This is a genomic window from Duganella sp. 3397 (genome assembly GCF_031456625.1).
Classification (GTDB): Bacteria; Pseudomonadota; Gammaproteobacteria; order Burkholderiales; family Burkholderiaceae_D; genus Rugamonas; species Rugamonas phyllosphaerae.
The window spans coordinates 261,898-273,557 of sequence record NZ_JAVDVB010000002.1; the positions used below are offsets into that span (position 1 = coordinate 261,898).

General features: G+C 66.0%; 11 protein-coding genes. 7 read left to right on the forward strand and 4 right to left on the reverse strand.

The features are described 5' to 3' along the window. Window position 1: 1 nt before the first annotated feature. Window positions 2–718: a hypothetical protein gene (locus J2X54_RS05830; protein WP_310178982.1), complete on the reverse strand. Its 717-nt coding sequence runs from the start codon at window positions 716–718 to the stop codon at window positions 2–4. A gap of 136 nt (window positions 719–854) precedes the next feature. Between J2X54_RS05830 and J2X54_RS05835 the strand changes: the two genes are divergently transcribed. Both J2X54_RS05835 and J2X54_RS05840 read left to right on the forward strand, forming a co-directional pair. Beyond that, window positions 855–1,040, forward strand: coding sequence for a hypothetical protein (locus J2X54_RS05835; RefSeq protein WP_310178985.1), 186 nt, complete (start codon window positions 855–857; stop codon window positions 1,038–1,040). Next, window positions 1,037–2,020, forward strand: coding sequence for an alpha/beta hydrolase (locus tag J2X54_RS05840; protein ID WP_310178987.1), 984 nt, complete (start codon window positions 1,037–1,039; stop codon window positions 2,018–2,020). Before J2X54_RS05835 ends, J2X54_RS05840 begins: the two co-directional genes overlap by 4 nt. Here J2X54_RS05840 and J2X54_RS05845 read toward each other — a convergent pair. Further along, window positions 1,998–2,369, reverse strand: coding sequence for a translational machinery protein (locus J2X54_RS05845; RefSeq protein ID WP_310178990.1), 372 nt, complete (start codon window positions 2,367–2,369; stop codon window positions 1,998–2,000). The genes J2X54_RS05840 and J2X54_RS05845 overlap by 23 nt on opposite strands. A 188-nt stretch (window positions 2,370–2,557) precedes the next feature. Here J2X54_RS05845 and poxB point away from each other — a divergent pair, with 188 nt between their 5' ends. The 3 genes from poxB to J2X54_RS05860 all read left to right on the forward strand — a co-directional run bounded on the left by poxB (window position 2,558) and on the right by J2X54_RS05860 (window position 7,168). After that, entirely contained in the window at window positions 2,558–4,279 is a 1,722-nt protein-coding gene (poxB, locus tag J2X54_RS05850; RefSeq protein WP_310178992.1) for a ubiquinone-dependent pyruvate dehydrogenase, read from the forward strand. Window positions 4,280–4,294: 15 nt separating this feature from the next. Further along, complete coding sequence (locus J2X54_RS05855; RefSeq protein WP_310178994.1) at window positions 4,295–5,404, forward strand: NADH:flavin oxidoreductase/NADH oxidase; 1,110 nt, start codon at window positions 4,295–4,297, stop codon at window positions 5,402–5,404. A 105-nt stretch (window positions 5,405–5,509) separates the two neighbouring features. Beyond that, window positions 5,510–7,168, forward strand: a complete 1,659-nt coding sequence (locus tag J2X54_RS05860) for a family 43 glycosylhydrolase (RefSeq protein ID WP_310178996.1) — start codon at window positions 5,510–5,512, stop codon at window positions 7,166–7,168. 46 nt (window positions 7,169–7,214) lie between these two features. Here the strand turns inward: J2X54_RS05860 and J2X54_RS05865 are convergent, their stop codons facing one another. Further along, window positions 7,215–8,642: a sugar porter family MFS transporter gene (locus J2X54_RS05865; protein WP_310178998.1), complete on the reverse strand. Its 1,428-nt coding sequence runs from the start codon at window positions 8,640–8,642 to the stop codon at window positions 7,215–7,217. 284 nt (window positions 8,643–8,926) lie between these two features. On the opposite strand from J2X54_RS05865, the gene J2X54_RS05870 reads away from it, so the two are divergent. Next, window positions 8,927–9,676 (forward strand): hypothetical protein, encoded by a 750-nt coding sequence (locus J2X54_RS05870; protein ID WP_310179831.1) that lies wholly within the window; start codon window positions 8,927–8,929, stop codon window positions 9,674–9,676. Here the strand turns inward: J2X54_RS05870 and J2X54_RS05875 are convergent, their stop codons facing one another. Beyond that, window positions 9,677–10,645 carry a LysR family transcriptional regulator gene (locus J2X54_RS05875; RefSeq protein ID WP_310179001.1) on the reverse strand — a complete coding sequence of 323 codons (969 nt, stop codon included), beginning with the start codon at window positions 10,643–10,645 and terminating at the stop codon, window positions 9,677–9,679. Window positions 10,646–10,841: 196 nt separating this feature from the next. Between J2X54_RS05875 and J2X54_RS05880 the strand changes: the two genes are divergently transcribed. After that, complete coding sequence (locus J2X54_RS05880; protein ID WP_310179003.1) at window positions 10,842–11,615, forward strand: SDR family oxidoreductase; 774 nt, start codon at window positions 10,842–10,844, stop codon at window positions 11,613–11,615. Window positions 11,616–11,660: the final 45 nt, after the last annotated feature.

Genomic DNA, 11,660 nt, shown 5'->3' on the forward strand with positions numbered 1-11,660 from the left:
GTCACTTGCCCAGCAGGCGCAGCGACTCTTCCCAGTTGCCCAGCCATGCATGCAGGAAGTCGTACGACTTGAATGCCCGCTTCAAGGGGCCGATCGGGGCGCGGTACACGTCGTGCAGGCCGAGGGCCAGCGTGACCGGGTTCCATACCGCGTTACGCTTCGACTTCTTGGCGCTGGCTTTGACGCGCGCGCCATCGTCGCCAAAAATCCCGATCGCTTCATCGAGCGCCTGGTCCAGGTTCAACTTCACCAGCGCGCCAAACGCCTGCAGCACTTCGGCCTTGCCGATGCCGGCCTGGGTTTCGGTGGTGGCGAGTTTCTGTTTTTCCTCTTTCGAGACCTGCGCCTCCTGTTTCAGCCTGGCCACCAGACGTTCGAGGTCGCGCTTCTGAAAGCGCAACTGGTCCAGTGGACGGGTAAAGCCGGGTGGCGGCAGCCGCACCGGCAGCTTGTGGGCGTCCTTGGTCATGGTGATCAGCACGTCCGCGCTGCCGGCCGCCAGCCGGGCCACGTCGTCTTCGAAATAGACCGGGGCGGCATAGCCGCCGTTGGCGTCGCCGAACAGATCGGGCCAGGCGGCATCGTAGTCGAGCCAGACCACCGGGATCAGCGCGTTGTCCAGCATGCGCGCCAGGGTCCACGACGTGCCAGTCTCTTGTTCGAGCCAGGCGCAGGCTTCGGCGGTGGTGGCCCGGAAGGGCAGGTCGGTGGTGCTCATGGTCTCTCTCGGGGTGTCGGTGGCGCGCAGAATAACATGCGGGCCAGGCGCGATGTCACCTTGGGCACCTTGCAAGACTGCGCGCACTGTTCGCCGCCGTACCGTACGCGGCTGCGCGTTATGCGATAGTCATGCGATGGATATCAAAAAACTTCCCCGTACCGATGCCCGCCAGGCATCCATCGTCCGCCAGGGACTCGAATGGGCCCGCACCTATGGCCAGCGCAGTGCCGCCGCCTTCCTGCTGGTGCGCAAGGTGCCACGCCCGGTGGTCGAACGCATTCTCGCTGCCGCCACCCGCAAGGAAGACCGGGCGCGATGAACCTGGTGTTTGAGCCGCGGGCGCTTGACGACATGCGCAGCTTCAACCGCAAGCTGGCCTGGGCTCCGCGTTTCAGGATCAGCAACCGGGTGATGCCTTTCATGATCCAGTCCTTGTTGCGGATGTCCCAGTTCGTTCCTGACGTGCGTACCATCGGATCCGGCGTGCGTATCTATCAGCGCACGGCGCAGGCCGACGGCCTGAGCGTGCCGGTGCGGCTGCTGCGCGGCCCCGGGCCGGCGCGCGCCGTGGTGCTCGATTTTCACGGCGGCGGCTGGGCCATCGGCAACGCCAAAATGAACGACCAGCTCAACGCCGAACTGATTGCCGCCTGCGACGTGGCCGTGGTGTCGGTCGATTACCGTCTGGCCACCAGTGCGCCGCTGGCCGCCATCATGGAAGATTGCCTGGGGGCCGCGCGCTGGCTGCTCGGCGGCGGTCTGCCGGAATTCGACGGCTTGCCGGTGTTCGTGCTCGGCGAGTCTGCCGGCGGCCACCTGGCTGCTGCCACGCTGCTACGGCTCAAGGCCTGGCCCGATCTGCTGCGCTGTATCGACGGCGCCATACTGTATTACGGCGTGTACGACCTGGCCGGTACGCCGAGCGTGCACGCAGCCGGCGCCGATACGCTGGTGCTGCACGGGCCGTCGATGGCCGCGTCGCTGCGCCTGCTCACGCCCGGCCTCACCGACGAGCAGCGCCGTGCGGCGCCGGCGTCGCCGTTGTACGGCGACCTGGCCGGGCTGCCGCCGGCAATCATGGTGGCCGGCGAGCGCGATCCGCTGCGCGACGACACCATGCTGATGGCCGCGCGCTGGGGGGCCGTGGCAGCTGTCGAATGCCACGTGGTGCCCGAGGCGCCGCACGGCTTTATCCGTTTTCCGGTGTGCATCGCATCGCTGGTGCGCAGCCGGGTCCATGCGTGGATTAACGGCCGCGTCCAGTCATTAGAAACAATCAGTGCGTCAGGTCCGATTTAACAAAGTACTTGCGGGCATAGGTGAGCAGTTGTACGTCGGTCGGGTGATCGACGGTTTCCACGCTGACGACCTTGTCGGCCGTTTCAGCGTGGCTCTTGGTCATGTGGCGCATGAAAGCCAGTTTTTCCATGCCGGGGCCGACGACCAGGATTTCCTTGGCATCGCCCAGCACGGCGATTACTTCGTCCATGTAGGTATAGTCGGGGTCGGCGCGATTGTTGCTCGGCACACCGGCCTTCTGGTGTTGGGAGGACGTCTTGATGACATCGGTCTCGGCGTCGTCGCGGGTGAAGTGGATGACATGGGCTTCGGACTGGTCAAGCCAGACGATTGCGTGTTGAAACGACATTGAGATTTTCCTTGGGGTGAGCGGGTGGCAAAGCACCCAGTCCTGCAGTTTGCGCCGATGCGCCGCCTGTATCTGTGCGTGATCGTACCCAGCAGAAAATGGCGTACCTCCACAATAGGGGATGCGAAACGCGTGCGCGCGCCGCTACACTGGTTTCATCTTGAACCGTTTATCGAGGAGTATTGACCATGAGTGGAACTGCAGCGGACTATCTGGCAAGCACCCTGGCCCAGGCGGGCGTCAAGCGTATTTATGGCGTGGTGGGCGATTCGCTCAACGGCCTGACCGATTCGCTGCACCGGCAGGCGCAGATCGACTGGGTGCACATGCGCCATGAAGAAGGCGCGGCCTTTGCCGCTGGCGCCGAGGCCCATCTGACCGGCGAGCTGGCCGTGTGCGCCGGCAGCTGCGGTCCCGGCAACCTGCACCTGATCAACGGCCTGTACGACTGCCAGCGCAGCGGCGTGCCGGTGCTGGCAATTGCCGCCCATATTCCGAGCGCCGAAATCGGCATCGACTACTTCCAGTCCACCCACCCGGAAAGCCTGTTCAAGGAGTGCAGCCACTACGTCGAGCTGGTGTCCAACCCGGCGCAGCTGCCGCAGATCCTGCACCGCGCCATGCGCGTGGCGGTAGCCCGGCGCGGCGTGGCCGTGGTGGTCATCCCCGGCGACATCGCCACCGGGCGCCTGCATGCCGAACCACCCGAGTGGCTGCTGCCGGTGGCGCCATCGGTCCAGCCGCAAGCGGCCGAGGTGGCGCAGCTGGCGACCATTCTCAACGAGTCCGAACGCGTGGCCCTGTTTTGCGGCGCCGGTTGCGCTGGCGCCCATGCCGAGGTGATGGAACTGGCGCGCACGCTGCAGTCGCCCATCGTCCACACGCTGCGCGGCAAGGAACACATCGAATACGACAACCCCTACGACGTGGGCATGACCGGCCTGGTGGGCTTTGCGTCCGGTTACAAGGCCATGAAGCGTTGCGACACGCTGGTAGTGTTGGGCGCCGATTTTCCGTATCGCCAGTTCTTTCCCGAACACGCGCGCATCGTGCAGATCGACGTGCGCGCCGAGGCGCTCGGCAACCGTTGCCCGCTCACGCTCGGACTGCTGGGCGGCGTGAAGGAAACCCTGACCGCGCTGCTGCCCAGGCTCGAGGCCAAGACCGACGGCAGCTTCCTGGCCAGCGCCCAGCAAGACTACGTGGAAGCCCGCAAGGACCTGGACAAACTGGCCGAGCTCGACGAAGGTACGCGCCACATCCACCCGCAGGCCGTCACCCGCATCGTCAGCGAACTGGCGGCAGACGACGCGATTTTCACCTGCGACGTCGGCACGCCCATCGCCTGGACCGCGCGCTACCTGAAACTCAACGGCAAGCGCCGCCTGGTAGGATCGTTCAACCACGGTTCGATGGCCAACGCCATGCTGCACGCGATCGGCGCACAAGTGTCGCACCCGGACCGGCAAGTGATATCGTTCTCCGGCGACGGCGGCTTTGCCATGATGATGGGCGAGTTCCTCACGCTGCTGCAACTGGACCTGCCGGTGAAGATCGTGGTGCTCAACAACGGCACGCTGGGCTTCGTGGAAATGGAAATGAAGGCGAACGGCTATCCGGACGTGGGCTGCGACCTGAAAAACCCCAACTTCGCCGCCATGGCCGAAGCCATGGGCATCAAGGGCATCCGCGTGGAAGACCCGCAGGCGCTCGAAGGTGCAATTGCCGCCGCACTGGCCCACAAGGGGCCGGTGCTGGTGGACGTGGTCACGCCGCGCCAGGAACTGATCATGCCGCCGAAAACCTCGATGGAGGAGGCCGGCAACTTCGGCCTGTTCATGCTCAGGGCCGTGCTCGATGGCCGCGCCGGCCAATTGATCGACCTGGCCAAAGTCAACCTGCTACGCTAAACAAAAGGAAGCACCATGCCGCAATCCCGATTATTCACGCCGCTCAAGGTCCGCAACCTCACGCTCGACAACCGCATCGTCATCGCGCCGATGTGCCAGTACTCGGCGGTCGATGGCTGCATGAACGACTGGCACCAGATGCACCTCGGGCAACTGGCGCAGTCGGGCGCGGCGCTGCTCACCATCGAAGCGACCGCCGTGCTGCCCGAAGCGCGCATCAGCTACGGCGACGTGGGCCTGTACGACGACGCCACCCAGGCTGCCATGGGCCGGGTGATCGACTCGATCCGGCGCTGGTCCGACATGCCGGTTGCGGTGCAACTGAACCACGCCGGCCGCAAGGCGTCCACCCAGAAACCGTGGGACGGCGGCGCCCAGATCGCCCCGGGCCAGCCTAACGGCTGGCCCACCGTCGGACCGTCGGCGGTAGCCTTCCGCGACGACTATGTGCCGCCCGCGGCGCTCGACAAGGAAGGCTTGCGCCGCATCCGCGACGGCTTTGCTGCCGCCGCACGGCGCGCCGCCGACCTGGGCATCGACGTGATCCAGATCCACGCCGCGCATGGCTACCTGCTGCACCAGTTCATGTCGCCGGTCTCCAACCGGCGCACCGACGAATACGGTGGCTCGCTGGACAACCGCGCGCGCTTCCCGCTCGAAGTGTTCGACGCGGTGCGGGCAGCATTCCCGCACGACCGCGCCATCAGCGTGCGCATTTCCGGCACCGACTGGGTGCCGGGCGGCTTTACCATCGAAGAGGCGCAAGCCATCTCCACGATGTTCGAGGCGCACGGAGCGGATGCGATCCACGTCTCCAGCGGCGGCTCGCACCCGGACCAGCAAATCCCGGTCGGTCCCGGCTACCAGGTGCCGCTGGCGCGCGCCGTCAAAAGCGTGGTCAAGATACCGGTGGTGGCGGTGGGCCTGATCACCGATCCGCTGCATGCCGAAGCCATCATCGGCAATGGCGACGCCGACCTGGTGGCGCTGGCGCGCACCGTGCTGTACGACCCGCGCTGGCCGTGGCACGCGGCGGCCGCGCTGGGCGCACAGGTGAAGGCGGCCAACCAGTACCTGCGCTGCCAGCCTTCGCTGTACAAGGAGCTGTTTCAATCACCGCGATGACTAAATGCTCGCGGCGGCAGTTTTGATATGCCTGCCGCCCGAACCGGCATAGCCCGGGTGCTCCTCGTCCGCTAGAATTTCCGGCATAACAACGAGGAGAGACTGATGCGGTGTTCGATAACAAGAAACACAAGCTGCGCGCGCTGGCTGCCCGGCTTGCTGGTGGCGCTGGCCGCGTCGGGCATGGCCGGCGCCGGGCCGGTCGCGGCGGCCAATGCGCCCGAAACGGCGATTTCGGCCGACGACGCCAACCCGGCGAGCGCGGCCAACCCTGCCAACCCGGCCAGCCCGACCGCCACCCCCGCCACCCCCGCCACCGCAACTGCAGCCAGCCGAACCATCCGCAATGGCGACTTCTGGCGCGATACCAGCGGCGCACCGATCTACTCGCAGGGCGGCGGCGTGCTCAAGGTGGGCGACAGGTATTACTGGTACGGCGTCAAGTACGAGGAGGCAGTGCGCTACATCGAGGATCGGAAGGCCGACGGTGCTTCAACGAAATTCAATGCCGTCACAGCCTATTCATCGCTTGATCTGGTCAACTGGACCAACGAGGGCGAGGTCATCAAGGTGGCGGCTCCCGGCAAGATCTTCGAGCGCGACGCCTGGCTGGGCCGCCTTGGCGTGGTCTACCACCCGCGCACCAAAAAATACGTGCTGATCACCCAGTACGGCAGCAAGAGCGCCGGCAACGGCGTGCTGTTCGCCACCAGCGACACGCCTGCCGGCCCCTTCACCTACCACAGCCTGCAAACCCAGGTCGCCAACGTCAACGGCCCGGCCACCGGCGACCAGACCGTGTTCGTCGACGACGACGGCCAGCCTTACCTGGTCTTCAGCAATTCCGGCGAACGGCGCCATTTGTACGTGGCGCCATTGCGCGCCAGCGACTTTCTGCAGGTGGAACCGGCCACGCTGGTGCACCAGGCGCCTGCCGGTGGACGTGAAGGCAACGCCATGTTCAAGCACAATGGCCTGTATTATTTCTGCTCGTCCGAGCTGCACGGCTGGAACGCTTCGCGCAGCTATTACATGACCGCCGCCAGCATCAACGGGCCCTACTCGCCCGAGCGCCTGATCGAGGGCACCGCAGCCGACTTTTCGCACGTCTCGCAAAACGGCTTTTTCATTCCCGTAACTGGCGGCAAGCAGGGCATGGTGCTGTTTGCCGGCGACCGCTGGAGCAATTACGCCGGTAACGGCGATGGGTATAACATCTGGGTGCCGCTCACGTTCGAGGGCACGGCGCCGGTGTTTCACTCGCTGAGCGAATTTTCGCTCGACGCCAAAAGTGGGGCCTGGCAGGCGGGCAAGGGCAACAACTACGTGCGCAACCCCGGTTTCGAGGCCGACCGCGTGGCGCAGACCGGCGTTGCCGGCTGGGTGGTCAGCTGGACCAATCTGAAAGGGCCGAGTCCCACTGTCAACGTAATGGACAGCCGCTCAGGACGCTGGGCGCTCACGCTGGCGCACGACCAGCACACCATGGGTAGCGCGGTGCAGAACGTGACCTTGCCCAATGGCCGCTACACGCTCAAGGCCTGGGTGAAAAGCAGCGGCGGCCAGAAGGTGGCGCGCCTGTACGCCTACGGCCATGGCGGGCCGGAAGCGGCGGTGTCGCTCGCGCCGGCGCGCGCCGGCTGGACCGAGGTGACCGTGCCTGGGGTGGCAGTCAGCAACGGCAGCGTGCAGGTGGGGCTGTATTCCGAAGGGCAGGACGGCCAGTGGCTCAAGGTCGATGATGTGAGCCTGGTGGCGGAGTAACAGGTCAACCCCGCAACCCCGGCCTTGGTCCTGCGGGCTTGGGGATCTAGCGCCATCCTTGTTCGATTTCTTCCAGGCTCTTGCCACGCGTCTCGGGCAGCTTGTGCAGCACGAATACAAACCCGGCCAGGCAAATCACCGCGTACAGCCAGAACGTCATCCCGGTGCCCATTGCCGCGTTGATCAGCGGGAAGGTGTAGGTCAGCAGGAAGCACGCCGCCCACAGCGCGGTGGTGGCCACCGCCATGCAGGCGCCGCGTACTTCCTGCGGGAAGATTTCGGACAGCGCCACCCAGGTCACCGGCGCCAGGGTCATCGAGTACACGGCAATTGCGGTCACGACCAGCAACAGCAGTGGCCAGCCTTGCCAGCCGGCCAGGTAGCAGGCGCCCAGCGCCAGGTAGATCACGAACAGGCCCGCGCAGCCGAGCAGCATCAGCCGGCGCCGGCCCCAGCGCTCGACGGTGGCCAGCGCCACCAGCGCGAACACGCAGTTGACCACGCCGGTGATGACGATGTTGAACAACATGTCCGACACCGCGTAGCCGGCCGAGGCGAAAATCTCCTGGGCATAATTGAAAATCACGTTGATGCCGCACCATTGCTGCAGCACCGCCAGCACGATGCCGATCACCAGCACGCGCGCAAAGCGCGGCTCGGCCAGTACCTGCCGCAGGCTGCGTCCGCTGGCGGCGCCCAGCGCGGTGCGGATGTCGTGCATGGCGTCGCGCGCGTAGTCGGCGCCGCCCAGCTTGTGCAGCGCCGCCTGCGCCTCGTGGTGGCGGCCACGGCCGGCCAACCAGCGCGGACTTTCCGGAATCAGCAGGCAGCCGAGCAAAAACGCGACCGCTGGCACGGCAGCGGCGGCAAACATCCAGCGCCAGCCGGTGGTGCCGTTCCAGCTGGCGGCCAGCTGGGCGGCAGTGGCGCCGGCCGGCACCGGCTCGGCGATCAGGAGGTTGACGACCTGCGCGCCGAGGATGCCGAGCACGATGGCGATCTGGTTCAGGCACACCATGCGCCCGCGTATCGCGGCCGGGGCAATTTCGGCGATGTACACCGGTGACAGGCCGGCAGCCAGGCCGATGGCCACGCCGCCGATCATGCGCCAGGCGATAAAGCTGTCGAACGACCCGGCCCAGCCGGTGCCCACCGACGACACGGCAAAGATCAGCGCTGCGATCAGCAGGCCGCGCCGGCGGCCCAGGCGATCGCTGATCCAGCCCGAGCCGATGGCGCCGACCAGGCAGCCGACCAGTGCGCAGCTGACGGCCCATGCCTGCTGCGCAGGCGCCACCAGTTGAAACCACGCCTCGTAAAACGGCTTGGCGCCGCCGATCACCACCCAGTCGTAACCGAACAGCAGCCCGCCCAGGGCGGACACTGCCGCCGCCAGCCACAAGGTGGTGGTCGAAGCTGGCGGGTTGGCTGCCGTCGCGCTGCCGGCTGCCGGCTGGTCTATTCCATGCATCATTGCTCGGTCCTTTGCTTGTCTCTTTATTGTAGGAGTTACTTCGTTCGCGATTTTACAAAGGAAAGCAGTCTCACAGCGGCTGCTATCTATGCCAATCCTGCTGTGAGGCATGACAAAGCAGCATGGCTGGGCGCCGGGCGGCAACCGTATAATTCACCGGCCCCATCCATATCCGAAGGTTACTCCTGGACGCGCTCGAACTCCACTGCGGCGACAGCACCGCGCACCTGTATCCCGCCCACGGCGCTGCCATCGGCGCCTGGCAGCGGCGCGGCATCGCGCTGCTGCACGCGCCCGATGGCGTGGCTGCGTGCTTTCCCTTGGTGCCGTACGCCAATCGCATTGCCGGCGGCCGCTTGCCAGGCGAGGCACCGCTGGCACCGTATCCGGGCGAGGTCCACAGCCTGCATGGCGTAGGCTGGCGGCGCGTCTGGCGCGTGATCGAGCGCGAGTCCCACTATGCCGTGCTGGGCTTGCAGCACCGTGCCGACCATGACTGGCCATTCGATTTTGGCGCCACGCTGACGATCGTGCTGGGCGATGCCAGCCTGAAGCAAACGCTACGCGTGACCAATACCGGTACCCGCGCCATGCCGCTCGGCATGGGCTTCCATCCCTTTTTTCCGGCAGCGCCAGGGCAGGGCACGACGCTCGGCGCCAACTGGTCGGGCCGCTGGGGCGTAACACCCGACCATTTGCCGGTGGGGCTGGCGCCGCAATCGGTGGCGCCGGGGCCGGTGGACGTGGGGCCGTGGCAGGTCAACAATTGCCACACCGGCTGGGACGGCCGCGCGGTACTGGCCTATCCGCAGCACACGCTGGTGATGACCGCCGATCCGCTGTGCCGCTTCCTGCAGTGCTACCGGCCCGCAGCGGACAGCGCGTTCGTCGCCATCGAGCCGGTCACCCACGTTCCCAATGCTCACCAGTTGCGGGCGGCAGGCGTGGCCGATACCGGGCTGATCGACCTGGCGCCGGGTGCGGTGCGGTCGATTTCGATGACCATGCAGGTGCTGCGCCATGTCGATGGCTGATCATGCGGCTTGCCGCTTGCGCGATGCGTCGAGTTCCGCCGTCGCTGCCTCGCGCAGCGCATCGGCCAGGATTTCCGCGCCCGGCGAGAGCACGTGGCCCCGCCGCGTGATGATGCCATACGCGTCCATGCGCAACTTGAGGTCGAACGGCAGCGCCACCAGTTCGCCGGCCACAAGTTGCGCCTGCACCAACTCCTTCGGCAGCGCCACCAGCATGTCAGTATCGGTGAGCAGCGCGACCACCAGCGGCACTGCCAGGGTTTCCACCGTTTCCGCTGGCGGCGCCAGTCCTGCGGACAGGAACAGGGCGGTGAGCCGGTCGCGCAGGATGCTGCCGGTGGGCGGCACGATCCACGACTGCTCCACCAGTTCGGCCAGTTGCAGATCGTCGCGGCCCACCAGCGGATGGCCGGCGCGCACGATCAGGTGGTGGACTTCGTCGCTGATCGGCTCGAAGTTGAGCAGCGGGACCACGGCGGTATCGAGGATACGGCCGAGCACCAGGTCGAGCTGGCCGTCGAGCAGGCGTTCCACCATCGACTTGCTGGTGCTGAAATCGACGACCAGGCTGGCCTTTTGCGACCTGGCCTTGAACAGCTTGATGGCCTGCATCAGGATGTTGGTGGCAGGCGTGAGCACGCTGCCGATCGCCACCCGGCCACCGATGCCCGAAAGCAGGGTGGAGATTTCGCAGTGCGCCGCATCCATCTCGGCCAGCGCCACGCCGGCGCGGCGTATCAGCATCTTGCCCGCCCAGGTGGGCACCACGCCGCGCGCCATGCGCTCGAACAGCTGGATGCCGAGCACGTGCTCGAGGTCGCTGATCAGGCGCGAGGCCGACGGCTGCGTCAGGCGTGCCGCGGCGGCGGCGTTGGCGATCGATGCGTGGCGGCCCAGTTCGACCAGCAGGATCAGGTGCCGCATCTTGAGATGGCTGCGGACAAAACGGTCGGAAAGTGTGCTGCTCATGCTCATTTGATGAATCGCCAAAGTGTGAAAGCGGGAGCTGTGCAAGTCCCCGACGTGGTTAACCGCAAGTATCGGCGCGATGTACCGGAGAAGGCTATGGAGCTTGCGGTAACAATCATCTATTTGAGCAGAACTATGCGCCAGAATATCCTTGCCCGTAAGACAATATAGCGACAAGACAGGAGGAATGGAGACCATGGCAGACAGGGTGAAAGACAAGGTGATCATTGTCACCGGTTCGACGATGGGCATCGGCCGCGCGGTGGCCGCGCTGTTGCTGGAAGAGGGCGCCCGGGTGGTGCTCAACAGCCACCAGGACGACGCCCACGCGGCGTCGGTGCGCGCCGAATTGGGCGGCCCCAACAGCCTGTACGTACAGGCCGATATCGCCGACCGCGCGCAGGTGGAGGCGATGGTGGCGCAAGCAGTGGCGCACTTCGGTCGCGTCGATGCGGCGGTCAACAACGCCGGCATGAACGTGTTTGCCGACCCGCTGGAAATGACCGCCAACGACTGGCAGCGCTGCTTCGCGGTGGACCTGGAGGGCGCCTGGAACGTGATCCGCGCGGTGCTGCCGGCGATGCTCGAACGCGGCTACGGCAACATCGTCAATATCGCCTCGGTGCACGGCCATAAGATCATTGCCGGCTGCTTTCCGTACCCGGTGGCCAAGCACGCGTTGATCGGCCTGACCAAGTCGCTCGGCATCGAATACGCCGCGCGGGGCATCCGCGTCAATTCCATTTCGCCGGGCCTGATCCTGACCGAGAGCGCGGAAGCCTGGCTGGCGTCGTGCCCCGATCCGGCCGCCGAACGCGCGCGCCAGGAGCAGTTGCTGCCGGTGCGCCGCATCGGCACGCCGCGAGAAGTGGCCTATACGGCGCTGTTCCTGGCCAGCGACGAAGCGCGCTTCATCAACGCCACCGACATCCTGATCGACGGCGGCCGCTCGCAGGTGTACTGCGACTAGGGATACTGTCGCCTTGCCCCGGCGTGGCCGGGACCTTCCACCTTT

What these genes read in the sequence shown, in the direction of transcription:
- poxB (WP_310178992.1), top strand. Translation starts at nt 2,558, where the DNA reads ATGAGTGGAACTGCAGCGGACTATCTGGCAAGCACCCTGGCCCAGGCG.
- J2X54_RS05865 (WP_310178998.1), bottom strand. Translation starts at nt 8,642, where the DNA reads ATGATGCATGGAATAGACCAGCCGGCAGCCGGCAGCGCGACGGCAGCC.
- J2X54_RS05845 (WP_310178990.1), bottom strand. Translation starts at nt 2,369, where the DNA reads ATGTCGTTTCAACACGCAATCGTCTGGCTTGACCAGTCCGAAGCCCAT.
- J2X54_RS05880 (WP_310179003.1), top strand. Translation starts at nt 10,842, where the DNA reads ATGGCAGACAGGGTGAAAGACAAGGTGATCATTGTCACCGGTTCGACG.
- J2X54_RS05875 (WP_310179001.1), bottom strand. Translation starts at nt 10,645, where the DNA reads ATGAGCAGCACACTTTCCGACCGTTTTGTCCGCAGCCATCTCAAGATG.
- J2X54_RS05830 (WP_310178982.1), bottom strand. Translation starts at nt 718, where the DNA reads ATGAGCACCACCGACCTGCCCTTCCGGGCCACCACCGCCGAAGCCTGC.
- J2X54_RS05840 (WP_310178987.1), top strand. Translation starts at nt 1,037, where the DNA reads ATGAACCTGGTGTTTGAGCCGCGGGCGCTTGACGACATGCGCAGCTTC.
- J2X54_RS05855 (WP_310178994.1), top strand. Translation starts at nt 4,295, where the DNA reads ATGCCGCAATCCCGATTATTCACGCCGCTCAAGGTCCGCAACCTCACG.
- J2X54_RS05860 (WP_310178996.1), top strand. Translation starts at nt 5,510, where the DNA reads ATGCGGTGTTCGATAACAAGAAACACAAGCTGCGCGCGCTGGCTGCCC.
- J2X54_RS05835 (WP_310178985.1), top strand. Translation starts at nt 855, where the DNA reads ATGGATATCAAAAAACTTCCCCGTACCGATGCCCGCCAGGCATCCATC.